25 protein-coding genes are annotated in these 24,433 nt (G+C 66.5%); 12 read left to right on the top strand and 13 right to left on the bottom strand.

Annotated elements, in window-relative coordinates; all coding sequences use genetic code 11:
• Positions 1-24 precede the first annotated feature (24 nt).
• Positions 25-912: a hypothetical protein gene (locus tag AC1DVA_RS21030; protein WP_476807152.1), complete on the top strand. Its 888-nt coding sequence runs from the start codon at positions 25-27 to the stop codon at positions 910-912.
• A 37-nt stretch (positions 913-949) separates the two neighbouring features.
• Here the strand turns inward: AC1DVA_RS21030 and AC1DVA_RS21025 are convergent, their stop codons facing one another.
• The 3 genes from AC1DVA_RS21025 to AC1DVA_RS21015 form a co-directional block, all read right to left on the bottom strand.
• Positions 950-1,762 carry an ABC transporter permease gene (locus tag AC1DVA_RS21025; protein ID WP_476807165.1) on the bottom strand — a complete coding sequence of 271 codons (813 nt, stop codon included), beginning with the start codon at positions 1,760-1,762 and terminating at the stop codon, positions 950-952.
• A gap of 59 nt (positions 1,763-1,821) precedes the next feature.
• Positions 1,822-2,643 carry an ABC transporter ATP-binding protein gene (locus AC1DVA_RS21020; RefSeq protein WP_476807151.1) on the bottom strand — a complete coding sequence of 274 codons (822 nt, stop codon included), beginning with the start codon at positions 2,641-2,643 and terminating at the stop codon, positions 1,822-1,824.
• A 127-nt stretch (positions 2,644-2,770) separates the two neighbouring features.
• Complete coding sequence (locus AC1DVA_RS21015) at positions 2,771-3,802, bottom strand: ABC transporter substrate-binding protein (RefSeq protein ID WP_476807150.1); 1,032 nt, start codon at positions 3,800-3,802, stop codon at positions 2,771-2,773.
• A 229-nt stretch (positions 3,803-4,031) separates the two neighbouring features.
• On the opposite strand from AC1DVA_RS21015, the gene AC1DVA_RS21010 reads away from it, so the two are divergent.
• Together AC1DVA_RS21010 and AC1DVA_RS21005 are read left to right on the top strand one after the other, a co-directional pair.
• Positions 4,032-4,703 (top strand): NAD(P)H-binding protein, encoded by a 672-nt coding sequence (locus AC1DVA_RS21010; protein WP_476807149.1) that lies wholly within the window; start codon positions 4,032-4,034, stop codon positions 4,701-4,703.
• Positions 4,700-5,500: a creatininase family protein gene (locus AC1DVA_RS21005; RefSeq protein ID WP_476807148.1), complete on the top strand. Its 801-nt coding sequence runs from the start codon at positions 4,700-4,702 to the stop codon at positions 5,498-5,500. The genes AC1DVA_RS21010 and AC1DVA_RS21005 overlap by 4 nt, the downstream gene beginning before the upstream one ends.
• 3 nt (positions 5,501-5,503) lie before the next feature.
• Here AC1DVA_RS21005 and soxR read toward each other — a convergent pair whose 3' ends face one another.
• A complete protein-coding gene (gene soxR / locus AC1DVA_RS21000) occupies positions 5,504-5,959 on the bottom strand; it encodes a redox-sensitive transcriptional activator SoxR (protein ID WP_476807147.1) in 456 nt (151 codons plus the stop codon).
• A gap of 77 nt (positions 5,960-6,036) precedes the next feature.
• Here soxR and AC1DVA_RS20995 point away from each other — a divergent pair, with 77 nt between their 5' ends.
• Both AC1DVA_RS20995 and AC1DVA_RS20990 read left to right on the top strand, forming a co-directional pair.
• Entirely contained in the window at positions 6,037-6,630 is a 594-nt protein-coding gene (locus AC1DVA_RS20995; RefSeq protein ID WP_476807146.1) for an NADPH-dependent FMN reductase, read from the top strand.
• Between the two features lie 98 nt (positions 6,631-6,728).
• Entirely contained in the window at positions 6,729-7,493 is a 765-nt protein-coding gene (locus tag AC1DVA_RS20990; RefSeq protein ID WP_476807145.1) for an MBL fold metallo-hydrolase, read from the top strand.
• Positions 7,494-7,635: 142 nt separating this feature from the next.
• Here AC1DVA_RS20990 and AC1DVA_RS20985 read toward each other — a convergent pair whose 3' ends face one another.
• The 3 genes from AC1DVA_RS20985 to otnK all read right to left on the bottom strand — a co-directional run bounded on the left by AC1DVA_RS20985 (position 7,636) and on the right by otnK (position 11,974).
• Positions 7,636-9,165 (bottom strand): malonate--CoA ligase, encoded by a 1,530-nt coding sequence (locus AC1DVA_RS20985; RefSeq protein ID WP_476807144.1) that lies wholly within the window; start codon positions 9,163-9,165, stop codon positions 7,636-7,638.
• Positions 9,166-9,194: 29 nt separating this feature from the next.
• A complete protein-coding gene (locus AC1DVA_RS20980) occupies positions 9,195-10,523 on the bottom strand; it encodes a malonyl-CoA decarboxylase (RefSeq protein ID WP_476807143.1) in 1,329 nt (442 codons plus the stop codon).
• 185 nt (positions 10,524-10,708) lie between these two features.
• Positions 10,709-11,974 (bottom strand): 3-oxo-tetronate kinase, encoded by a 1,266-nt coding sequence (gene otnK, locus AC1DVA_RS20975; protein WP_476807142.1) that lies wholly within the window; start codon positions 11,972-11,974, stop codon positions 10,709-10,711.
• A 307-nt stretch (positions 11,975-12,281) separates the two neighbouring features.
• On the opposite strand from otnK, the gene AC1DVA_RS20970 reads away from it, so the two are divergent.
• From AC1DVA_RS20970 to AC1DVA_RS20940, 7 genes are all read left to right on the top strand, one after another.
• Entirely contained in the window at positions 12,282-13,787 is a 1,506-nt protein-coding gene (locus AC1DVA_RS20970) for an ABC transporter substrate-binding protein (RefSeq protein WP_476807141.1), read from the top strand.
• Between the two features lie 145 nt (positions 13,788-13,932).
• On the top strand, positions 13,933-14,877 hold the full coding sequence (locus AC1DVA_RS20965) for an ABC transporter permease (protein WP_265052426.1): 945 nt from the start codon (positions 13,933-13,935) through the stop codon (positions 14,875-14,877).
• A 44-nt stretch (positions 14,878-14,921) separates the two neighbouring features.
• Positions 14,922-15,758, top strand: coding sequence for an ABC transporter permease (locus tag AC1DVA_RS20960; RefSeq protein ID WP_476807140.1), 837 nt, complete (start codon positions 14,922-14,924; stop codon positions 15,756-15,758).
• The gene (locus AC1DVA_RS20955) at positions 15,759-16,193 is read left to right on the top strand and encodes a GIY-YIG nuclease family protein (protein WP_476807139.1); all 435 of its coding nucleotides are present in this window, start codon (positions 15,759-15,761) and stop codon (positions 16,191-16,193) included.
• 159 nt (positions 16,194-16,352) lie between these two features.
• Positions 16,353-18,152 carry a gamma-glutamyltransferase family protein gene (locus tag AC1DVA_RS20950; RefSeq protein ID WP_476807138.1) on the top strand — a complete coding sequence of 600 codons (1,800 nt, stop codon included), beginning with the start codon at positions 16,353-16,355 and terminating at the stop codon, positions 18,150-18,152.
• Between the two features lie 12 nt (positions 18,153-18,164).
• The gene (locus tag AC1DVA_RS20945; RefSeq protein WP_265052422.1) at positions 18,165-18,893 is read left to right on the top strand and encodes a DUF1028 domain-containing protein; all 729 of its coding nucleotides are present in this window, start codon (positions 18,165-18,167) and stop codon (positions 18,891-18,893) included.
• A gap of 85 nt (positions 18,894-18,978) precedes the next feature.
• Positions 18,979-19,569, top strand: coding sequence for a hypothetical protein (locus AC1DVA_RS20940; RefSeq protein ID WP_476807137.1), 591 nt, complete (start codon positions 18,979-18,981; stop codon positions 19,567-19,569).
• Between the two features lie 107 nt (positions 19,570-19,676).
• Here AC1DVA_RS20940 and AC1DVA_RS20935 read toward each other — a convergent pair whose 3' ends face one another.
• From AC1DVA_RS20935 to AC1DVA_RS20910, 6 genes are all read right to left on the bottom strand, one after another.
• The gene (locus AC1DVA_RS20935) at positions 19,677-20,798 is read right to left on the bottom strand and encodes an alanine racemase (RefSeq protein ID WP_476807136.1); all 1,122 of its coding nucleotides are present in this window, start codon (positions 20,796-20,798) and stop codon (positions 19,677-19,679) included.
• The gene (locus AC1DVA_RS20930) at positions 20,795-21,253 is read right to left on the bottom strand and encodes a RidA family protein (RefSeq protein ID WP_476807135.1); all 459 of its coding nucleotides are present in this window, start codon (positions 21,251-21,253) and stop codon (positions 20,795-20,797) included. Before AC1DVA_RS20930 ends, AC1DVA_RS20935 begins: the two co-directional genes overlap by 4 nt.
• A gap of 52 nt (positions 21,254-21,305) precedes the next feature.
• Positions 21,306-21,788 carry a GNAT family N-acetyltransferase gene (locus AC1DVA_RS20925; protein ID WP_476807134.1) on the bottom strand — a complete coding sequence of 161 codons (483 nt, stop codon included), beginning with the start codon at positions 21,786-21,788 and terminating at the stop codon, positions 21,306-21,308.
• A 147-nt stretch (positions 21,789-21,935) separates the two neighbouring features.
• Positions 21,936-23,099, bottom strand: a complete 1,164-nt coding sequence (locus tag AC1DVA_RS20920) for an amidohydrolase/deacetylase family metallohydrolase (protein ID WP_476807133.1) — start codon at positions 23,097-23,099, stop codon at positions 21,936-21,938.
• Positions 23,100-23,117: 18 nt separating this feature from the next.
• The gene (locus AC1DVA_RS20915; protein WP_476807132.1) at positions 23,118-24,053 is read right to left on the bottom strand and encodes an N-carbamoyl-D-amino-acid hydrolase; all 936 of its coding nucleotides are present in this window, start codon (positions 24,051-24,053) and stop codon (positions 23,118-23,120) included.
• Between the two features lie 112 nt (positions 24,054-24,165).
• Positions 24,166-24,433: ABC transporter permease subunit (locus AC1DVA_RS20910; protein ID WP_476807131.1), on the bottom strand; the 268-nt coding region annotated here is incomplete at its 5' end.

Here is a 24,433-nt window from a genome sequence, read left to right as displayed (position 1 = left end):
TGGTCTATCGAAGGCAGAATGGTCATGGGCGATGCGCGCTCGCTGACACCGCTGAGCCAGGCCGATTTCGAGGCGATTGAGGCCGCCGTGCTGGAGACGGCGCGTGGCCGCTGGTTCATGGCAGAATACGCCAAGCGCAACCGCCAGTCCGACACGATGCAGCTGCTCGGCGCGATCCAGCGGATCGAGCGCGTCGTCGGGCTCGGCGTGCAGGAGACCAGCCGCGAAACCAACCTGATCAAGGCCGCCGCGCTGATCAGCGATCTCCGGGCCGATCTGGAGCGCGTGAGCGGCAAGGCCGATATCCGCTCGTCGGGGCTCGCCGTCCAGATCGAGAAGGCGGCAGGCACCGTTCTCAGTGCGACCGAGGCCATTCAGGAAGCTGCCTGGGAGCTGCGCGAGGCCGGCGCCGAGGAAGGGCTGTGCGACAGGCTCGACCGGCAATCCACGGAGATATCGACCGCGATCGGCGTCGTCGACGGGCTGGTCCAGCGCATCGACAAGATCGCCGACACCATCGCCATGCTGGATTCGAGCCTGCGCGCCTTCGGCGAAATCTCCCGCGAGCCCGGCGCGAGCTTCGAGGCCATGGCGGCGGCCGCCGAGAGAGACGCACCGGCAGAGAGAGGCGCATCGGCGTCGGGCTATGTTCCGACGGTGACGATGCGGCACAGCTATGACAATCTCGACGTCGTGGGATCGGACGAGGTCGAGGCCCCGGTTCAGCTCAATGACCGGATCGCTCCGGAAACGCGCATGGGAACGGTCCATCTTCTCGACGACGACATCGTCTTCGATGAGCCGGCCGCCGCACCGCCCGAGCCGAAACGCGTCGCGGCGGGCTATTCGGAGGCGGGGCTGCGCGAGATCGACGCCCTGCAGGCCGATCGCAAGCTCGCCTATTTCGTCTGACGCCAAGCGGCGGTCTCCGCCTCCACGGTAGGGAGCGTCAGTTCTCGCGCCGGATCGCGCTTTCGTGCCAGCGATGCAGCAGCAGGTACGAGATCAGGCTGGTCGCCAGGAAGATCGCGATTCCCGACAGCGAGATCATGACCAGCGCGGCGAAGACGCGCGGGATCTTGAGCTGGTAGCCGGCCTCCAGGATGCGATAGGCGAGGCCCGAGGCGTTGCCGCCCGTGCCCGCGACGAACTCGGCCACGACCGCCCCGATCAAGGCGAGGCCGCCGGAAATCTTCAGCCCCGCCAGGAAATAAGGCAGCGCTGCCGGCAGCTTGAGATAGCGCATCGTCTGCCAGCGCGAGGCGCCGTAAAGCTCGAACAGGTTGACGAGGTTGTGGTCGGCCGAGTTCAGACCGAGGATGGTGTTGGAGAGGATCGGGAAGAAGGCGACGATCCATGCGCAGATCAGTAGCGAGAGGTCGATATCATCAGCCCAGATGATGATCAGCGGCGCGATGGCGACGATCGGCGTCACCTGCAGGATCACCGCATAGGGCAAGAGCGCCATCTCCAGCCATTTCGACTGGCTGAACAGCACGGCGAGCGTGACGCCGACGACGACCGCCGCAGCGAGCGCCATGAAGGTGATCTTCAGCGTGACCAAGAGCGAACCCGAGAGCGTGCCCCAATCGGCGACCAGCGTCTGTCCGACCAGCACCGGCCCGGGCAGGACATAGGAGGGAATCTCGTTCCAGCGGACCGCGAACTCCCAGAGCGCCAGGACGATCACCCCGATCGCGAGCGGCGCGACGATGCGCGGCCAGACGCTGACCGGCAGGCCGAGAAGCCGGGGTTCCGCCATGGCGAGAGGCAACGCCTGCGCGTCGGTGCCATCGGCCGCCAGCGTTTCGACGGGAGCGCTCATTGGCCGATCGCCTCCTTGAGCTTGGTGGAGGCGACGCGGCAGAGATGGGCGTATTCGCCGGAGGTCCGAAACAGGTCGTCGCGCGGATAGGCTGCATCGACCGCGAGATCCGCCATGACCCGGCCGGGGCGCGCCGCCATCACGACGATGCGCTGCGAGAGATAGACCGACTCGAAGACGGAATGGGTGACGAAGACGGCGGTGAAGCGCTCGCGCGCCCAGAGCTCCAGCAGGTCGTCGTTGAGGCGGTGGCGCGTGATCTCGTCGAGCGCCGCAAAGGGCTCGTCCATCAGCAGGATCTTCGGCCGCATGACCAGCGCGCGGGCGATCGATACGCGCATCTTCATGCCGCCCGAGAGCTCGCGCGGATACGATGTCTTGAAGCCCTTGAGGCCGACCAGCGCCAGCATCTCGGCCGCGCGCGCCTCGGCCTCGGCCCGCGGCACGCCCTTCAGCTTCAACGGCAGCATGACGTTGGCGAGCGCGTTGGCCCAGGGCATAAGGGTCGGGTCCTGGAAGACGAAGCCGAGATCGCGCCCGCCATGGCCTGCGCTGCCCTGGCTGGCGCCCTCCTCGCCCGGCCATGAGATCGTGCCGGATGTCGGCGCGCCCAGGCCCGCGATCATGCGCAGCAGCGTCGACTTCCCGCAGCCCGAAGGGCCGAGCAGGCTGATGAACTGCCCTGCCGCCAGTTCGAGATCGACGTCGCGGACCGCGAGCGTGCCGTTGGCGAAGCGCTTCGAGACGTGCCGGATCGCCACCAGCGGAATACCGGCGCTCTCCTTGCCCGGAGGTGTGCTTAGATAGGCCGTGTCCAAAGCCTGATGATCCGATCTACGAAATGCCGTCATTCTCGGGCGCCGCATAGCGGCGACCCGAGAAGCTCATGACGAGAAGCCGCTGGTTTCCGAGATGCTCGGGTCAAGCCCGAGCATGACGTTTGCCTCAGGCCTTGCCGATGCCCTTGTTGACGAAGTCGAGGCTGTAGGCCTTCTTGAAATCGACCCCAGCCGGGAAGACACCGACATCGCGCATCGAGGTGTAGAAGCGCTCCCAGCGCGCATCGGTCATGGCGCCGATGCCCAAAGTCAGCGCGTCGCCGGACTGCACGATGCCGCGCTCGTTCATGACCTTGACGGCGTAGTCGAGCTTCTCCTGGTCCAGGTCGGGGTTGTCCTTGAGGATGCGCGCGTTCGCCGCTGCAGCTTCCGCGCCGCCCTTCATGTACTGCGCCCAGCCTTCGAGCGAGGCGGTGACGAAGCGCTGGATCAGGTCCTTCTTCTCGGTGACGAGCTTGCGCGAGACGTTGATCGTCGTGTTGTAGGCCTCGAAGCCGCTATCTGCGAGGAGGTGGACGACCGGGTTCACGCCGGCTTTCTGGATCGCGAAAGGCTCGGAGGAGAGGAAGCCCTGCTGCGAGAGGTTCTTGTCGGCCAGGAATGGCGCCATGTTGAAGGTGTAGGGCCGGATCTGCTCGTCGGTGAAACCGAACTTGGCGCGCAGGAAGGGCCAGAAGGCGGTCCGCCCCTCGGCGCCGATCAGGATCGGCTTGCCCTTCAGGGCGGCCAGCGTGTCGTTGCCCTGATTGGGGTGGGAGATGATGACCTGCGGATCCTTCTGGAAGATCGACGCGATGCAGAGGAAGGGGATGTTCTCCTGCGCGAAGCGGATCGCCTCGAAGCTCGTCGACATGCTCATGTCGACACGCCCGCCGAGCAGGAGCTGCGAGGGGTTCTGCTGCGGCCCGCCGGGGCGGATTTCGGTCTCGATGCCGTATTTCTTGTAGATGCCGTTGGCGGCGGCGAGATAGTAGCCGCCATGCTCGGCCTGGGCGCGCCAATTGGTCTGGAAGCTCAGCTTGTCGAGCGTCTGCGCGCTGACGCGGGCGCCCGGTACGGGGATCAGCAGGGAAGCCGTCGAGCCGCCGATCAGCCCGAGCGCGGCGCGCCGGTTCACGCGATACTTCATCGTCGTCATCTCGCTATCTCCCCTGCATCTGCGGGCGGTCCCGCCACTGGCCCGTCTCCTTATCCCATGCGATAGCACCGCGGGACAATGCAACGCCGGGCTACCGGGTTTCTGCACAGAAACAAGGCAGCATTCATCGGCGCAGGGCTCCGCAAAGTGATGAACTTGCATGCATCGCATCCGTGACTAGCTTCAGCCCCACCAAACCTGTTCTCCATGCAAGGCAGAGATCGCGTTCATGAAAGTCCTGATCTTCGGCGCGACCGGCATGGTCGGCCAGGGCGTCCTGCGCGAGTGCCTTCTCGATCCGCAAGTGACAGGCGTCGTCGCAATCAGCCGGCGGCCCATCGGGCAAGTCGATCCGAAACTGCGCGAGCTCGTGCATGCCGATATGACGGACTTCGCCGCCCTGCAGCCCGAGCTTGCCGGCTTCGACGCCTGCTTCTTCTGCCTCGGCATCAGCTCGGTTGGAATGTCGGAGGCCGATTACAGCCGCATCACCTATGACATGCCGGTCGCGGCGGCGCAGGCGCTGGTGAAGGCGAGCCCGCAGGCCGTCTTCATCCTGGTTTCCGGCGCAGGCGCCGACAGCAGCGAGCAAGGCAAGGTCATGTGGGCGCGCGTCAAGGGCCGCGCCGAGAATGCGGTGCTGAAGCTGCCGTTCCTTGGGGCTTACGTCTTCCGGCCGGGCGGCATGCGGCCTATGCACGGCATCACCTCGCGCACGGCCTGGTATCGCATGCTCTACACCCTGACGGCTCCGCTCTGGGCGGTGCTTCACCCGCTCTTTCCCCGCTACGTGACTTCGACCGAGCAAATCGGCCGGGCGATGATCAAGGTCGCGCGGGACGGCGCGCCGGAGCGCATCCTCGATTCCGCCGCGATCAACCGGCTCGGAGCCAGCACATGACCGCGCGTTTCTGGGGCGACCTGAAGAGTTCCGATTTCGCAGAACTCACGCCCGAACGCACCGTCGCTGTGCTGCCGCTGGCGGCGATCGAGCAGCATGGCCCGCATCTGCCTGTTTCAGTCGACACCACCGTCATGAACGGCATGCTGACCGAGGCGATGCCGCTGGTGCCGGCCGATCTCGACGTCCTCGTCCTGCCGACGCAGGCGATCTGCAAGTCGAACGAACACCTGCATTCGCCGGGTACGCTGACGATCGGCTGGGAGAGCGCGATCCGCGCCTGGATCGAAATCGGCGAGAGCGTGAAGCGCGCCGGCTTCCGCAAGCTCGTGCTGATCACCTCCCACGGCGGCAATGTCGACCCGATGAAGATCGCTGCCCGCGAACTGCGCGTCGGCCATGGCATGCTCGCGGTCACCACCGCCTGGATGTCCTTCGGCCTGCCGGAGGGTATCTATGCCGAGCTCGACATCCGCCACGGCATTCATGGCGGCGATGTCGAGACCTCGCTGATGCTGCATTTCCGGCCGGACCTCGTCGACATGAGCAAGGCCGGGTATTTCAAGCCACATACGGTGACGATGGCCGAGGAAGGATACCGCCATCTCAGGCCAACCGGTCCCCATGCCTTCGCCTGGATGGCACAGGATGTGAATCGCTCGGGCGCCGTCGGCGATGCCAGCCTTGCCACGGCCGAGAAGGGCAAGGCGACCGCGGCGCTGCAGGCGAAGGGCTTCGCCGAGCTGATGGCCGATGTCGCGCGCTTCCCGCTCGGTACGCTCTACGAGGCGGGCTGAGGCTCAATCGGGATCGAGGAGGCGAGGGCCCGGCCCCTCCTCCGCTAGCCGATCGAACGGATTGTGCAGCGGGCAGTCGCGCACCGAGAGACAGCCGCAGCCGATGCAGCCGTTGAGATGGTCGCGCAGCCGCGTCAACCGGTCGATGCGATGTTCCAGCTCTGCCTTCCAGGCGGATGACAATCGCGTCCAGTCGGCGACGGTCGGCGTGCGCTCCTGCGGCAGGGCCTTGAAGGCCTCGCGGATCGTCTTCAGCGGCATGCCGGCCCGCTGCGCCACCTTGATGATGGCGACCCGGCGCAGCACCTCGCGCGGATAGCGGCGCTGGTTGCCCGGCGTGCGATGGCTGCGCATCAGCCCTTCCGCCTCGTAGAAATGCAGCGCCGAAACGGCAAGGCCGCTGCGGTGGGCGACGTCGCCGACGCTGAGTTCGCCCGGCAAGCGCATCTTCCCGGCCATTCCGAAACGCCTCTTGACCTTAACCTTAGTTGAGGTTCTATAAGCCCTGCTCCCGTGATGCAAACCGGAGCGTTTCCATGCACCAGAAGGTCGATACCCGGATCAGGCTCGCCCTGATCTACGGCAGCAGCCGCGAAGGCCGCTTCTGCGACAAGGTCGCCGGCTGGGCGATCTCACAGATCCAGGGCGACGGCCCCTTCGATCTCGCTATCGTCGATCCCGGCGAGATCGACCTGCCGCCGCGCCATGTCGGCGGCAAGCACCCTGCCCTCGAGGAACTCCGCCAGATCATCGGCTGGGCCGACGGCTTCGTCGTGGTGACGCCCGAGTACAATCGCGGCTATCCAGCGATCCTGAAGTTCCTGATCGATGCGGTCGGGCCGGAATGGCGCGGCAAGCCGGTCAGCTTCGTCTCCTATGGCGGGATTTCGGGCGGCCTGCGTGCCGTCGAGCAGTTGCGCCTCGTCTTCGGCGAGCTTCATGCCGCCCCGATCCGCGACGGCGTCGCCTTCGCCGATGTCTGGAGCCGCTTCGATGCGGAGGGCTGTCTGGTCAATGCCGACCGCGCCGAGCAGGCGATGGCGACCATGCTGGCTCAGCTCCATTGGTGGGCGAGCGCGCTGCGCACCGCGCGCCAGAACGTGCCCTACGGCCAGTTCGCCGCCGCTTGATACGTCACGCGAACGTGGAGACAGCTTCACAAATCCGAACTGGTCTCACCGTGTCGGGATGCGGAACAATGCCCGCCCGAGACGAGGAGCAGACGGATATGAAGCTCAAACTTCTCCGCAACGCGACGCTGAAACTCGACTATGGCGGCAGAACCTTCCTGATCGACCCCGATTTCGGCCCGCGCCACAGCCGCCGCTCCTTCACCGGGCGCTCGGAGAACCCGATGGTCGATCTGCCCGAGCCGGTCGAGGACATCCTCGCCGGCGTCGACACGGTGATCGTCTCCCATCTCCATGCCGATCATTTCGACGACGTCGCCAAGGAGCGGGTTCCAAAGGGGCTGCCGATCATCTGCCAGCCCGGCGACGAGGCGACGATCGCCCAAGCGGGGTTTTCCTCGATCACCGCGATCGACTGCTTCATCAGGCTGGGGCCGATCGTGCTGAAGCGGCATCCCGCGCAGCACGGCACCGGCGCCGTCGTCGAGAAGATGGGTCAGGTGATGGGCTTGAGCTTCGAGGCGCCGGGCGAACCGACGCTCTACTGGTGCGGCGACAGCGTCTTCTACCAGCCGCTGCGCGACGCCGTGGCCGCGACCGGCCCCGATATCATCGTCACCCATTCCTGCGGCGCGATGTGGGACAACACGCTGATCGTTATGGACGACGAGCAGACGCTCGATCTTGCCGAGGCCTTCCCGCGCGCGACCGTGATCGCGACGCATATGGAAGCCCTCGACCACGCCACCGTCAGCCGCACCCGCCTGCGGAAGGCGGCGAAGGAGCGCGGCGTCGACACGCGGCGGCTGCGCATCCCCGCCGATGGCGAGACGATCGAACTCGGCGTGCCCGCGCTGGTGTGAGCTGTTTCAACCCGAGCCGTCATCCCGGCCGCAGCGAAACGAAAAGCCGGGATCCATGCCTGAACGTCTAACAGAAATGCTCAGGCATGGATCCCGGGTCTCCCTTCGGTCGCCCGGGATGACCAGCGCCTGAGAAACTGTCCTACTCGCCGGCCTTCATCTGCCTGGCGTAGATGTCCTTGTACTGCTCGCGTAGAAGGTTCTTCTGGACCTTGCCCATGGTGTTGCGCGGCAGCTCGGTGACGACGAAGACCTGCTTGGGCTGCTTGAACTTGGCGAGGCGCTGCTCCAGCGCCCGGGCGATGCCCTGGGCGGTGATCTCCGCTCCCGGCTTGGCGACAACGACCGCCGTCACGCCCTCGCCGAAATCGGGATGCGGCACGCCGATCACGGCGCTCTCGATCACGCCGGGCATCTCGTCGATCTCGGTCTCGACTTCCTTCGGATAGACGTTGTAGCCGCCGGTGATGATAAGATCCTTGCCGCGTCCGACGATATGGACGTAGCCGGCCGGATCGATCTTGCCGAGGTCGCCGGTGATGAAGAAGCCGTCCGGCCGGAACTCCGCCTTGGTCTTCTCGGGATTGCGCCAGTAGCCCTTGAAGACGTTGGGGCCCTTGACCTCGATCATGCCGATCTCGTCGCGGGCGATCTCCCTGCCCGTCTCGGGATCGGTGACGCGCGCCGCGACGCCCGGCAGCGGGAAGCCGACCGTGCCGCCCACGCGATCCCCGTCATAGGGGTTCGAGGTGTTCATGTTGGTCTCGGTCATGCCGTAGCGCTCGAGGATGGCGTGGCCGGTGCGCTCGCRCCATTCGCGATGCGTCTCGGCCAGCAGCGGCGCCGAGCCGGAGACGAAGAGGCGCATGTGCTCGGCCGATGCAGGTGTCAGCCGCCGGTCTTGCAGCAATCGGACATAGAAGGTCGGCACGCCCATCATGCTGGTCGCCTGCGGCAGGTATTTGAAGACCTGATCGGGATCGAACTTCGGCAGCAGGATCATCGAGGCGCCGGCGAAGAGGATCACGTTCGTCGCGACGAAGAGGCCGTGGGTGTGGAAGATCGGCAGGGCGTGCAGCAGCACGTCGGCCTTGCCGAAGCGCCAATAGTCGACCAGCGCCAGCGCATTGGAGGCGAGGTTGTCGTGGCTGAGCATCGCGCCCTTGGAGCGGCCGGTCGTGCCGGAGGTGTAGAGGATCGCGGCGAGATCGTCCGGCCCGCGCGCGATATCGGTGAAGCCGGTCGAAGCGGCGTTCGCCTTGCCGAGCAGGCTGCCCGTGCCGATACCGAGCGTCTCCAGCTTCGCGCCAGCCTTCTCGGCATAGGGGCGCAGCGCCTCGGCCTTGGCGGGATCGCAGATGAAGACGGCCGGCTCGGCATCGCCGAGGAAATACTCGATTTCGGCCGGGGTGTAGGCGGTGTTGAGCGGCAGGAAGATCGCGCCGGCGCGGACCGTGCCGAGATAGAGCATCAGCGCCTCGAAGCTCTTCTCGACCTGCACCGCGACGCGGTCGCCCGGCTTCACGCCGAGCCCGACAAGAGCATTGGCGAAGCGGGCGGAGACGTCGAGCATGTCGGCATAGGACAGGCGCCGGCCGTCATCGAGCAGCGCGAAAGGCGCCTCCGGCGCCGGCATGCGCGAGCGGATGAGGTCGAAGAGATGATTGCCCATGATTTCGGGTCCTTTCAGGCGTTTCCGTCTCAATTCGTCGCCGGGCGCAGCAGCTTGCGCACGCCGGAGGAGGCCACGACCGTGTTGCGGGTGGCGAAGGCCTCGTGGTTGGTCTCGATGTCGTCGAGGTCGTAGCGGTAGTTCACCATCACGCCATGCGACTCGCGATGGCCGCGCGCCGAGAGATTGCCTCCGACATTGATGCGCTCCAGCCGCGCACCATTGCCGAGATGGAAGCGCGCGACGGGGTCGATGACGCGGCCCGACGCGGTGCGCGCGCGCAGCAGGTATTCGGCGGTCATCTGGCCGAGCAGCTTGTCGCGGCGCGCCTTCGTCGCGTCGTCGAGCGAGATGGTTTCGCCAGGCCGACGGGCAAGCTCGGAACGCTCCTCATTGGTGAGGGCCAACTCGCCCTGCTCCCCGGCGACACCGGCAAGCCAGCGCGCGAAGCCAGGCACCGGCGAGAGCGTGACGAAGGTGTCGAGCCCCGGCAGCTCGCGCTTCAGGTCTTCCGCCACCTGCTTGATCAGGAAATTGCCGAAGGAGATGCCGCGCAGGCCTTCCTGGCAGTTCGAGATCGAATAGAACACCGCCGTCGTCGCCGCCTGCGCCGGCAGCACCTCGCGCTCGGGCTGAAGCACCTCGCCGATGCTGCGCGGAATCTCCGTGGTGAGTGCGACCTCGACGAAGATCAGCGGCTCGTCGATGAGCTGCGGGTGGAAGAAGGCGAAGCAGCGCCGGTCCGCAGGCTCGAGCCGACGCCGCAGTTCGTCCCAGCCCTGGATCTCGTGGACCGCCTCGTAGCGGATGATCTTTTCCAGCACGTTCGCCGGGGTGCGCCAGTCGATGCGACGCAGCACGAGGAAGCCGCGATTGAACCAGGAGCCGAAGAGATGGCGGAAGTCGTCGTCGATGGCCTTGAGCTCGGGCTCGGCCTCCATAGCTTCGAACAGAGCCTCGCGCATCCTAACGAGAACGGGCGTGCCGTCCGGCGCGAGGTTGAGGCGGCGCAGCAGCTCCTGACGGCGCGGCTCGGCGGCGAGGTGCAGCGCCGAGATCGTCGCCGCGTCGGGTTTCTCGCGATAGGCCTCGATCGCCTTTTCGAGCCGGTCATGATCCGGCCCGAAGCGCTCCCGCAGCAGATTGAAGAAGGCGAGCCGGCCGGGCTTGTCGAGCCGCTGCCAGGCTTCCAGCACCGCCTGCGCCAGTGCCATGCCGGACGCCTCGCCCCGGCCGGAGAGCAAATCCTCGCAGAGCCGGTCGATCGGACGAGCGCGATTGCCGAGGAAGCGTTCGAAGCCGATCAAAGCACGGCCGCGATCGGCCACGCTGGTCAGAAGTTCGCCGAGAAATGCCATATCGATGCTGGCCTCTTGGTTGCCTTACGATCCTAGAGTGCACTGCATCCTGACGGAAGCGCCGGAGTGTCGTGAGCGAGCGTCATGCTCGGGCTTGACCCGAGCATCTCGGAAACCAGTTTTCTCTGGTCCCGAGATTCCCGGGTCTACGCTTCGCTGCGCCCGAGAATGACGCCCGGTTTCCCTCAGCGCAGCAGGCTCCAGGCCTTCAGGAAGAAATCGGGGGTGCCGAAGTTGCCCGACTTCAGCGCCACGACCATGTCCGGCCCATCGACGACGCGCGTCCAGGGCACGCCGGGGTCGATCTCGGGCCCGATCTCCAACGTGCGGATGCCAAGGCCGAGCACCGTCGCGCCCGAGGTTTCGCCTCCCGCGACGAGAAGCCGCGTCAGGCCGCCCTCGGAAAGGCGCCGCGCGACCTCCGCGAAGGCGTGCTCGACGATGCTGCCGGCCTTTTCGCGGCCGAGCTTGTCCTGCACGGCCGCGACTTCCGCCGGATCATCGCTGGAATAGAGCAGGAATGGCTTGTCCTGCGGCTGCGACAGCGCCCACGCGGCAAGCCCGGCGGCGTCCTGGCTTCCATCGGCCAGCGCGAAGGGATCGACCTTGAGCGCGGGATAGCCCGCTTCCAGCGCCGCCTTGATCTGGCCGCGCGTCGCAGTCGAACAGCTGCCGGAGATGATGCCGGCGCGGCCGGCGGGCGCCTTCAGCTCCTGCGGGCCGGGCCGCTCCGGCAGGAGACCGGCGCGGCGGAAATTCTGCGGCAGGCCCATGGCGATGCCCGAGCCGCCGGTCAGCAGCACATGCTCGGACACAGCGTGTCCAAGCGTCATCAAATCCTCGTTGGTCAGGGCGTCGGTCACGGCATAGCGGAGGCCATCGGCCTGAAGCTTGGCGAGGCGCGCCTTCACTGCGGCAGGGCCGGCCAGGACCGTAGCGTAATCGACGAGGCCGACCTCCGTCTTCGCCTGTACGGACATCAGCCGCATCAGGTTCGAATCCCGCATCGGCGTCAGCGGGTGGTCCTTCATCGAGCTCTCGTGCAGCGGCACGGCACCGACGAAGAGATAACCCTGATAGATCGAACGGCCATTCGCCGGGAAGGCCGGGCAGACGATGGCGAGCTTCGCGCCAAGGCGCTCCGCCAGCGCATTCGCGACCGGGCCGATATTGCCCTCGGCCGTCGAATCGAAGGTCGAGCAATATTTGAACAGGATCTGGCGCGCCCCGCCTTCAAGCAGCGCCTCGCAGGCGGCGAGCGAATCCGCGACGGCCTCGGCCACCGGGTTCGTGCGCGACTTCAGCGCGACGACGACCGCGTCGGCCTCCGGCAAGGTGCTGCCGGCGGGGGGCACGCCGATGACCTGGACGGTCCGCATGCCGGCGCGGTTCAGCATCAGCGCGACATCGGTCGCGCCGGTCATATCGTCGGCAATCACGCCCAGCAGCATTGCGTCGTCTCCCTCGGCCATCCGGCCCGGTTGCTGTGACTGTTCTAGCCGCCGATCACTGGCGAGGCGACAGCCATCGCCGCATCGAGCGGTCCTCCTGAGGGCATGCGTAGCGGCGGCGCATCAGGGGGCATTCGGGGCTGCCTTTCGATGAGGCAGCGGTGCCTGCGAATTGGTGCGGCGCATCATCGACGACGGCGAGATTCTGAGTCAGCTTAGTGCCATGAGGAACGAATTCGGCGAATGGCATGTCCGCCAGATCATCGAAAACGGTCCCCGGAAAATCATCCGCACAATGGGGGAAAGCATGAAGCTGTTGAAGGTTGCAGTCTCGGTCGCCGCGCTCGCGCTCGCCGCGCTTCCGGCCCTTGCCCAGGCCCCCTCCACACTGCGTATCGGGCTGCAGGAAGACCCCGACATGCTCGATCCGCACAAGGCGCGCACCTTCGTCGGGCGCATCGTGTTCATGGGCCTGTGCGACCGGCTGCTCGACATCACGCCGGAACTGAAGCTGGTGCCGCGGCTGGCGACGGAGTGGAACTTCTCCGCCGATGGGCTGACGCTGACCATGAAACTGCGCAGCGACGCCAAGTTCCATGACGGCGAACCCTTCAACGCGGAAGCCGCGAAGGCCAATATCGAGCGCGCGATGACCCTGCCGGACTCGCTGCGCAAATCGGAACTGGCCTCGGTCGAGAAGGTCGAGGCACCTGATGCGACGACGCTGGTGCTGAAGCTGAAGCGCCCGGACGCCACGCTGCTCTCGCAGCTGACAGACCGCGCCGGCATGATGCTCGCCCCCAAGAGCCTGTCGGGCGACGTCGCCGCCAAGCCGGTCTGCTCCGGCCCCTACAAATTCGTCGAACGCGTCCAGAACGACCGCATCGTGCTGGAGAAGTTCAAGGAGCATTGGGAGGCGGACAAATACGGCTTCGACCGGATCGTCTACCGCTCGATCCCCGACACGACGGTGCGCCTCGCCAATCTGCGCTCGGGCGAGCTCGACATGCTGGAGCGGCTGGCGCCGACCGATGTGAAATCGGCGGAAGGCGACAAGTCGCTCAAGGTCGCGAGCATGGCCAATCTCGGCTACCAGGGCATCACCATCAACACCAACAATGGCGACGCCGCGAAACAGCCGGTGGGCCAGGACAAGCGCGTGCGCCAGGCGCTCTCGCTGTCGATCGACCGCAAGGTGCTGAGCCAGGTGGTGTTCGAGGGTCTCTACGAGCCGATGAACCAGCCCTTCAACCCCGGCAATTTCTATCTCAGCGCCGAGCTGCCCGTTCCCGCCCGTGACGTCGCCAAGGCCAAGGCGCTGCTCAAGGAGGCCGGGCAGCCCAAGGTCACGGCCGAGCTCTTCGTCACCAACAACCCGGTGGACGCCCAGCTCGGACAGGTCATCCAGGCGATGGCCCAGGAAGCCGGCATCGACATCCAGATCCGCTCGACCGAGTTCGCCAGCCAGCTGCGCGACCAGCAGCAGGGCAAGTTCCAGATGAGCCGGATCGGCTGGTCCGGCCGCATCGACCCGGACGGCAACATCCACCCCTTCGTCACCACCGGCGGCGGCCAGAACGACGGCAAATACTCCAACCCCGAGGTCGACCGCCTGCTGAACCAGGCCCGCACCGTCTACGAGCCGGCCGAGCGCAAGAAGCTCTACGACGCCGCGCAGAAGATCCTGCAGGACGAGCTGCCGATCATCTATCTCTACAACCAGACGGTGTTCTTCGCGATGCGCTCGACCATGCAGGGCTTCGTGATCAACCCGGACGGGATGATCCGTCTGGCGGGGCTGAAGCGCTCGTGAGGGTTTCCCACGGGTCGGCGACTGCGCCGTCATCCCGGGCGGCCGAAGGTCGTCCCGGGATCCATCGCAGAGCGCGGTTCTCTACGATGGGTCCGGGAGTTCCGCTTCGCTGCATCCGGGATGACGGAGCGGTTCCGAGCGCGCCATGTTCACCCTGATCATCCGCCGCATCCTCATCGCGATACCGACGCTATTCCTGGTCTCGCTCTTCGTCTTCGCCCTGCAGCGCGCGCTGCCGGGCGACCCCTTCCTCGTCATCGCCGGGGAGGAGCGCGACCCGGAGGTGATCGCGCGGCTGCGCGAGATCTACCGGATGGACGACCCGGTCGTCGTCCAGTTCTTCGCCTGGCTGGGACAGGTCGTGCAGGGCGATTTCGGCCGCTCGCTGCGCACCGGCGAGCCGGTGCTGAACCTGATCCTGCAGAAGCTGCCGGTGACGCTGCAACTCGCTACCGCCTCGATCCTCGTCGCGATCTGCATTGGCATTCCGATCGGCATCCTCGCCGCGCGGCACAAGGGCACGATCATCGATTACTCGGCGAGCGCGGCCGCGCTGTCCGGCCTCTCGATCCCGAATTTCTGGTTCGGGATCATGCTAATCCTGCTGGTCTCCGTGCACCTGAAATGGCTACCGGCCTCCGGCTATGAATCGATCTTCGTGCACCCGTGGGAGGCGATCCAGCGGCTGATCATGCCGGCCTTCGTGCTCGGCAATGGGCTCGCGGCCTTCCTGATGCGCCATACCCGCTCGGCGATGCTGGAGGTGCTGCGCTCGGACTATGTCCGCACCGCCCGGGCCAAGGGGCTCGACGAGGACACGGTCATCCACCGCCATGCGCTGCGCAATGCGCTGGTGCCGATCATCACGCTGACCACCCTGCTCTTCGGCGAACTGCTGGCGGGCGCGGTGCTGACCGAGCAGGTCTTCACCATCCCCGGCTTCGGCAAGCTGATCGTCGATGCCGTGTTCAATCGCGATTACGGGGTGGTGCAGGGCGTGGTGCTGTGCACCGCGATCGGCTTCATCCTGATGAACCTGCTGGCCGACATCCTCTACGTCCTCGTCAATCCGCGCCTGAGGACCGGCTGATGGCATCGCTGGATTCCCTCCCCTCATCGGGCGCGGCGAGCGGGATGAAGACGCGCCCCGGCGTGCTCGCCCGGCTGATCCGCAACAAGTCCGCGCTGATCGGCGGCGGGATCGTGCTGATCTTCGTGCTGATGGCGGTGCTCGCGCCGATCCTGCCGCTGGCCGACCCGTTCAAGTCCAACTTCCTCGCCATCCGCAAGCCGCCTTCGGAACTCTACTGGTTCGGCACGGACGAGCTCGGGCGCGATCAGGTCTCGCGGCTGTTCTACGGCGCGCAGGCCTCGCTGCTCGCCGGCATCGTCTCGGTGCTGATCGCGGTGGCGATCGGCCTGCCCTTCGGCCTGCTGGCCGGCTGGTATGGCGGCTGGACCGACATCGTGATCTCGCGCGTCACGGAAGCGCTGCTGGCCTGCCCTTTCCTGATCCTCGCCATCGCCTTCGCGGCGGTGCTCGGCCCCTCGCTGACCAATGCGATGATCGCGATCGGCCTGTCGGCCGTGCCGATCTTCATCCGGCTGGTGCGCGGCCAGGTGATGAGCGTGAAGGCGGAGGATTTCGTCGAAGGCGCGCGCTCGGTCGGCGCGCGTGACCTGCGGCTGATGTTCCGCCATGTGCTGCCCAACACCCTGTCCCCCATCGTGGTGCAGTCGACATTGTTCATGGCACAGGCAATCATCCTGGAAGCCGCCCTCTCCTTCCTCGGCCTCGGCCAGCAGCCGCCGTCGCCGTCCTGGGGTCAGATGCTCAACGTCGCCAAGAACTTCATGGAGCAGGCGCCGTGGATGTCGGTGGCGCCGGGCGTCTGCATCTTCCTCGCCGTGCTCGGCTTCAACCTGCTCGGCGACGGCCTGCGCGACGCGCTCGATCCAAAGGAGGGCTAGATGATCTCCACCTACTCAGCCCTCATCCTGAGGAGCCGCGAAGCGGCGTCTCGAAGGATGCTCCAGAACGCTCCGCCGAGGTTGCCAGCAAGACTCGACCGAACGAGGTTGGGATTCTTTGGAGCTCCGGCTGTCATGCGGAAACAGGATGGATGCTGGCTCTACATCGTAGAATGCAGCGATGGCAGCTTCTACACCGGAACTTCGCGCGGAGAGATCGAAGCCCGGATCAGTCAGCACAATGCGGGGCTGCACCCCGGTAGCTACACCTTCACTCGACCACCCGTCACCTTGGCCTTCGCGGAGCATTTCCCCAGTATTCTCGATGCGATTGCCATGGAACGGCGCGTCAAGGGTTGGTCGCGACGTAAGAAGCAAGCCATGATCGATGGTCGCTGGGAGCAACTCCCCGAGTTCGCAAGGCGCCGAACATGATCCGCGGTTTCAATATCGCTTTGCGATGCGTCTACGAGCCTTCTGGAACATCCTTCGAGACGCCGCTTCGCGGCTCCTCAGGATGAGGGCTGAGCGGAAAGCAGAGACCTAGCCGCTCCGTGCCTGACCATTCCTTTTTCTGACAAACTGGACACGCCCATGTTCACGACCCGCCCCGAAATCCTCGGCACCTTCGGCGTCGTCACCTCGACGCACTGGCTCGCCACCGCATCGGGCATGGCGATGCTGGAGAAGGGCGGCAACGCCTTCGACGCCTGCGCCGCCGCCGCTTTCGTGCTGCAGGTCGTCGAGCCGCACCTCGTCGGCCCGGCAGGCGACATGCCGGCCGTCTTCTATTCGGCCGAAACCAGGAAGGTCGAGACGCTCTGCGCGCAGGGGCCGGCCCCGCAGGCTGCGACCATCGCCGCCTACAAGGCGCTCGGCCTCGACCTGATCCCCGGCTCCGGCCTGCTCGCGACCGTGATCCCCGGCGCCTTCGGCGGCTGGATGACGCTGCTACGCGACCATGGCCGGCTGAAGCTGCGCGAGGTGCTGGAGCCGGCGATCGGCTATTTCGAGAACGGCCACCCGATGCTGCCGCGCGTCTCGGATTCGATCCGTGAACTGACCGATCTCTTCAGCAACGAATGGTCGAGTTCAGGCGCGGTCTACTTGCCGGGTGGCAATGTGCCGGAAGCGCGCAAGCTCTTCGCCAACAAGGCGGCAGCCGCGACCTACAAGCGCATCCTCTCCGAGGCGGAAGCGAAGGGCAGCGACCGTCAGGAGCAGATCCAGGCCGCCTATGACGCCTGGTACAAGGGCTTCGTCGCCGAAGCGATGGACCGCTTCTGCCGCACGCAGGAGGTGATGGATTCCTCCGGCCGCCGCAACAAGGGCCTGCTCACCGCGCAGGACATGGCGAGTTACCGGCCGACCTACGAGACGCCGACCTCGGTCAGCTATCACGACTGGGAGGTCTTCAAGATCGGCCCCTGGGGCCAGGGCCCGGCCTTCCTGCAAACGCTGAAGATCCTGGAAGGCATCGACCTTGCCGGGATGGGGCCGGCGAGTCCGGAATTCGTCCATCATGTCGTCGAGGCGATGAAGCTCGCCTTCGCCGATCGCGAGGCCTATTACGGCGACCCGGATTTCGTGAAAGTGCCGCTCGCGACCCTGCTCTCCGAGGATTATGCGGCCGGGCGCCGTGGCCTGATCGGCGAGCGTGCCTCGCTGGAACTCAGGCCCGGCATCGTCTCCGGATACGAGGACCAGGTGGCGCATGCGCTGCGGGCGCTCGGCGCCATCGCCCAGCCCGCACAGGGCGGCGCCAGCGTCGGCGAGCCGACCATGGCCTCGATGGTCGCGGCCGGGCGGAAGGGCGATACCGTCCATATCGACGTCATCGACAAATGGGGCAACATGATCGCGGCGACGCCCTCCGGCGGCTGGCTGCAATCCTCGCCCGTCATCCCGGAGCTCGGCTTCCCGCTCAATTCGCGCGCGCAGATGTTCTGGCTGGAGGAGGGCCTGCCCTCCTCGCTCGCACCGGGCAAGCGGCCGCGCACGACGCTGACGCCGACGATCGCCTTCGAGAAGGGCGAGCCCCGCCTCGCCTTCGGCACGCCGGGCGGCGACCAGCAGGAGCAATGGCAGCTCGGCCTGTTCCTGCGCCGGGTCCATCACGGCCTCAACCTGCAGGAAGCGATCGACCTGCCGCTGTTCCACACCCAGCACTTCCCTTCCTCCTTCTATCCGCGGTCTTCGCGACCGGGCCATATGATGATCGAGGAGAGCATCGGCGCCGCCGCGCTCGCCGAGCTGGAACGCCGCGGCCACGCCGTCGAGAAGGCGCCGGCCTGGACGGTCGGGCGGCTGACTGCGGCGGAACGCGGCAGTGGCGGCCTCTTGCGCGCCGCCGCGACGCCGCGTCTGATGCAGGCCTATGCCGCCGGCCGCTGAGGAATAGCCTGCATGACCTGGTCCATCGTCGCCCGCGACGCCGCGACCGGCGCCTATGGCGTCGCCGTCTCGACCTGCGCCTTCGCCGTCGGCTCGCGCGTGCCCTTTGGCGGCGGGCGGATCGGCGCCATCGCGACGCAGGCTTTCGTCAATCCGCTCTACGGCCTCGATGGCCTGCGCCTGCTGCAGGAGGCGCGTTCTGCCGTCGAGATCGTCGCGACATTGACGGCGGCCGACGAAGGCCGCGCCCATCGCCAATTGCACGTCATCGACCGTGACGGCCGGATTGCCGCCCATACCGGCGCGGCCTGCATCGACTGGTGCGGGGCGGTGGACGGGCCGCAGGTCTCGGTCGCCGGCAACATGCTCGCGGGCCCCGAAGTCGTGCAGGACACTCTCAAGGCCTACATCGCCTCCTCGGCACTGGACTTCGACGAGCGGCTGCTGGTGGCTCTGGAAGCGGGCGAGAAGGCCGGCGGCGACAAGCGCGGCCGGCAATCAGCCGCGATCCGCATCTGGAACGGCGAGCCGGTGCCGAGCTTCGACATCCGCGTCGACGATCATGCCGATCCGCTGGCGGAGCTGCGCCGGCTCTGGCGCATCGCGCATCAGCGCTATGTGCCGTTCCAGCAGGCTTCGCCCTCGCGCGGGCGCCCGGCCGGCGTCACCGATCGGGCCGAGCTGGACAGGCTCTGCGAGGATTACGCCGCCCATTGGAACGCCCGGCACCCGGCAGCCTGATCCGGCGAGCCGCGTTCTCGGAGCCTGCAGGCCGTGGTAAGCTGACGTTTCGTCACCTTACCCACCGAGCCTGCGGGAGGCGCTGATGGCCGATCCGGACACCGAAGCCCTTCAGCGCCGGATCGCCGCGCTCGAAGCCCAGATCGCGCTTCTCACGCAAGCGATCTCCGCCGACCGAGGTGGCAATGTCGTCATCAATGCACCGGGATCGCTGACCGTGAATTGCGGCCTTGGCATCGCGCTCAGCGCCGGCAGTTCCATGACGCTGACGTCCGGAGGCGGCTTGGCCATGACCGCCGGCGGCCATGCCAGCCTCGCCGTCGGCAACCGCCTGCGCGTCAGCAGCAGCCAGGAGATCGCCCTTGAAACGCGCAGTTTCAGCGTCGCCGCGGCGATCGGCTGCGAGATCGACAGTGGGCAGAACTTCACCGTCACCTCCGGCAAGGACATGGCGATGAGCGTCGGAAAGGATATGGCGGTCCGCGTCGGGAAGACGCTCTCGATCGAGAGTGCCGATGCGACCACGCTGAAAAGTGGCGACGCCAAGCTGAATATGCGGAAGGACGGCAGCGTCGAGCTTCAGGGGCGCGACATCACGCTCAGGGCATCCGGACGCCTCGATGCCAAGGCGTCCGGCACTGTCACGATCAAAGGATCCAAGATCCTCCAGAACTGAGGCCGAGCATTTTCAAGCGAAGTGGCAGCCGGTTCGCGTGAAGAAAATGCGACCAAGCCAGGAAATGAAGCGCATCCGCGTTTCGCAGAAATGCGGATGCGCTTCAGTCAGGTCAACCGCCCACGCGCGGCGACCGGCAACTCGCCGATCAGCTTGTCGCCGCGCACGGTGACCAGCCGGTCGACCATGTTGACGACGACGCAGACATGGTTCGGCACGACCCGGACGACCTCGCCGACGACCGGCCGCTTGTTCGAGGCCGACAGGTCGAGGAAGCCGTGCTCCTCGGCGAATTGCGCGATCTTCGCCGCAGGATATTCGAGGATGTAGCCGTGGCCCTCGAGGTTGCCCTTGTCGCTGGTCAGCGTCTTGGAGCCGGAATCGAGGATGCCCCGCTCCGCCCCGGCCCGGCTCACCACCGTCGCATAGACCGTGAGCGCGCAATCCTCAAGCGTCGCGACGCCGGCCGCGATCTGCATGCGGTCGTTGAAGATCGAGGTGCCCGAGCGGTGCTCGGTCGCGCCCTTCAGCTTGCCCATATTGGGAATGTTGGGGGAGCCGCCGGTCGAGATGATATCGGCCTTGAGGCCGGCATCGCGCAGGCCGGCATTGGCGGTGTCGAGGAAGATTTGCGTGCGCTCCCAGCCATCCTCGGGCGGGTACATCAGGAAGCCGGCGAAGCGCAGGCCCGGCGAGGCCGCGACCATCTTCGCAAGCTCCACCGCCTCGTTCGGCGTCTCGACGCCGGCGCGCTTGCGGCCGGTATCGCATTCGATGACCACCTCCAGATCACGGCCTGCGATCTCGCCGGCGCGCGGCAGGCCGGAGATGGTGACGGGGTTGTCGGCAGCGACGATCATCCGCACGCGGCGCTGGAGCGCGCCGAGGCGGCCCAGCTTCTCCTCGCCGAGGATGTTGTAGCTGATCATGATGTCGTCGAGCCCGCCATCGGCCATGACCTCGGCCTCGCCGAGCTTCTGGCAGGTGATGCCGCGCGCGCCGGCCTCGACCTGCAGCCGCGCCAGCTCCGGCGATTTGTGCGTCTTGATATGCGGGCGGTTGGCGACGCCGGCGGCATCGCAGGCGGCCTGGAGCCGCGCGATGTTGGCATCGACCTTGTCGAGATCGATCACCACGGCCGGCGTGCCGTAGACGCGCGCGATCTCGGCGGCCAGCGGCGTCGAGGCCGGCTGGTCGACAGCCTGCGATGTGGTCGCGGTGACGCTCATGGCAGCACCCGGATGATGACTTCGATCTCGACCGTCATGTTGTTCGGCAGCGAACCCATGCCGACCGCCGAGCGGGCATGACGGCCGCGATCGCCGAGGACGGCGACGAACAGGTCCGAGCAGCCGTTGATGACCTTGGGCTGGTCGGCGAAATCGGGGGCGCCGTTGACCATGCCCAGCAGCTTGACCACCTCGACCTTGTCGAGCGAGCCGACCGCCTTCTTCATCGCCGCGAGCAGGCCGAGGCCGGTCTGCTTGGCGTGCTCATAGGCTTCCTCGATCGTGACGTCCTTGCCGACCTTGCCGGTCGGATAGGTGCCGTCCGCCCGCTTCGGGCCCTGGCCCGAGAGATAGACGATGTCGCCGACCTGCTTGAAGCTGACATAGGTGGCGATCGGCGTCGGCACCTCGGGCAGGGTCAAACCCAGTTCCTTCAGCTTGTCTTCGGCGCTCATGGCGTTTCTCTCCTCAATCCTTCGCCGGCATCTGTCGCGCCGGCCCTTGGGTTCAAACCTGTAATTCGCGGCGCATGTAGCGGGCCGCATCGTCATAGCTCGCGAGCTTGCGATCAAGCACGGGGTCATGCACCTCGCGAAAGCCCTGGCGCCCCCAGAAGCCGGTCGAATCGTTGACCGCGACCAGCGCGAGGCTCGAGCAGCCGGCCAGCCCGGCCTGATCCGCAACTTGCGCGACGATCCCGCCGGCAGCGCCGCCGCCCCTGCCTTCGGGCAGAAGCGCGAGATCGTGGATATACCAGTTCCGCGTGCCCTGCGGGATCTCGCCGAGCAGCGAATTCAGCGCCGGCACCGTGCCCTCCGGCCAGGGGTGGCTGACGAGATAACCCAGCAGGACACCGCCTTCGCCGGCCAGAACATGGCAGCCCTCAGGCGCCAGCCGCAGCCGCTCGGCGAAGACCGCCTCATCCTCGGGATAATCCGGATGCACGACGGCCGCGATCCCCATGACGGCCGGCAGATCGGCCGGCGCCATCAAGCGCCAGTTCCCTCCTCGCCCGTCATGTTCTGGCTCGACCCGAGTATCTCCCGCCGAAGGAGTTTCCTGCGCGCCAACGTCCCGAGATTCTCGGGTCTGCGCTTCGCTTCGCCCGAGAATGACGCCGCGTGTCGTGCGCGGCAATTAAGCCGCAACCTTCGGGAACTTGCTCGTCCGCTTCGGGTGCCACCATTTGCCCTTGAGCACGACACCTTCGGAGGCGATCTTCCTGTCGCCGATCAGGTGCTCGCCGACGACGTCGACATAGTCGAACTTGCCTTCCCTGACGGTCAGGATGGTCGCGTCGCCGAGCGAGCCGACCTTGAGCGAGCCGTACTCCGTCCGCTTCAGCGCCATGGCGGCGTTCACGGTCGAGGCGGCGATGACGCTGTTCAGGCTCATGCCCATGCAGAGGAACTTCGACATGGTGGTGACCTGGTCGAAGGCCGGGCCGTCGATGCAGAGCTTGTGCACGTCAGACGAGATCACGTCCGGCTCGAAGCCGTTGGCGAGCATGGCGCGCGTCGTCTTGAAGGAGAACGAGCCCTTGCCGTGGCCGATGTCGAAGATGACGCCGCGCTTGCGGGCAGCCAACACCTCCGGCTTCACCGTGCCCTGCGCGGTCGCGGGCGCGTTCGGGAAGGGGCGGAAGGCGTGGGTCAGCACGTCGCCCGGCCGGAGCATGCCGATGACCTCCTCATAGGACGGCGGCGGATGGTCGATATGGCACATCAGCGGCATGCCGACCTCGTTGGCGACCTGCAGCGCGATGTTGAGCGGCACAATGCCGGAGTTGCCCGAGGCATGCAGGCCGACGCGGACCTTGATGCCGACGATGTAGTCGCGGTTCTTGTCGGCGACCTCGACGCAGTCGATCGGGTTCATCAGGCGCAGATCGCCGCTCTCTCCGACCATGACCCGGTGGTCGAAGCCGTAGATGCCGGCATGCGAGACGTGGAGATAGGCGAGGATGCGCGCTTGGCTCTGCTCGATCACGTGCTTGCGGAAGCCGGGCCAGTTGCCGGGGCCGGCCGAGCCGGTGTCGACCGAGGTGGTGACGCCCGAGAGCCGGCAGAACTCGTCGGCGTCGATGCCGAGCGAGGTGCCGCCCCAGTAGACATGGGTGTGGAGGTCGATCAGGCCCGGCGAGACGATGTAGCCGGAGACGTCGCGGATCTCCTTGGCGCCCTTCAGGTCCTTGCCGAAGCCGGACACCTTTCCGTCCGTGAAGGCGACGTCGAGAATGCCGTCATGCTTCTGCGACGGGTCGATGACGCGGCCGCCCTTCAGGATGAGATCGTGGGTCATTTTAGTCCTCTAGGATGATCAAACCGGGGAGACGGCGCCCTTGCGCCCGACGATGAGGCCATAGGCCTGCGGCTCGCGATGCCTGGCGAAATTGAAAGTCGACGCCTTATAGCTCTTTCCGAGGTCCATGTCGCAACGGGCGACGACCAGTTCATCGCCCTCGGTCACGGCCTGCGCGACGACCTCTCCGGTCGGCGCGATGATGCAGGAGCCGCCGATCTGGTCGACGCCGGCCTCGGGCCCTGCCTTGGCGACGCCGACCACCCAGGTGGCGTTCTGATAGGCCCCGGCCTGCATCACGAGCTGGTTGTGGAAATTGCCGAGCCGGTCATGGTCCGGCGCCGGCGGGTTGTGCTTGGGCGTGTTGTAGCCGAGCACGACCAGCTCGACATCCTGCAGGCCCATGGAGCGGTAGCTCTCCGGCCAGCGGCGATCGTTGCAGATCATCATGCCGATATTGGCGTCCATCGTCCGCCAGACCGGCCAGCCGAGATTGCCCGTCTCGAAATAGCGCTTCTCGAGATTCTGGAACGGTGCGGCCGGGCGATGCTCGGGATGCCCCGGCAGATGGATCTTGCGATACTTGCCGACGATCGAGCCGGTCTTGTCGACCAGGATCGCGGTGTTGAAGCGGCGCTTGCGGCCCTCCTCGAAGGCGAGCTCGCAATAGCCCAGATGAAAGCCGATGCCGAGGTGCGCCGCTTCCGCGAAGAGCGGCGCGGTCTCGTTCGAGGGCATCGCCGTCTCGAACCAGCTGTCGATCTCGTCCTCGTCGTCGATCCACCAATGCGGGAAGAAGGCGGTCAGCGCCGCTTCCGGATAGACGACGAGATCGGCGCCGTGCCCCTTGGCCTGCCGCATCAGCTCGATCAGGCGGGCGACGGCCGAGACCCGGCTTTCATCGCGCTGGATGGGGCCGAGCTGGGCGGCGGCGACGGTGAGGATACGGGTCACGTCATAGGCTCCGGATGAAGATCACCCTGCGACGAAGGCTTTCAAGCACTGAGCCGGCGCGTCAAGCGCCGGCAATGCAGGGCGAGGGTTGTTCCAGCGGCAGGGCTGGCTTTCAGAGGGACTTGGCGAGACGCGGATCGAGGGAGTCTCGCAGGCCGTCGCCGAGGAGGTTTACGGCGAGGACGGTGATGGAGAGGAACACGGCCGGGAACAGGATGATATGCGGCCGGACCTGCCAGAGCGCCCTGCCCTCGGCCATGATGTTGCCCCAGGACGGCGTCGCCGGCGGCACGCCGGCGCCGATGAAGGACAGGATCGCCTCGACGATCATGGCGCTGGCGCAGATATAGGTCGCCTGCACGCTCATCGGCGCGAAGGTG

This window comes from Allobosea sp. P4_C6 (assembly GCF_056402015.1).
This window is presented reverse-complemented; position numbering and strand designations above follow the sequence as displayed.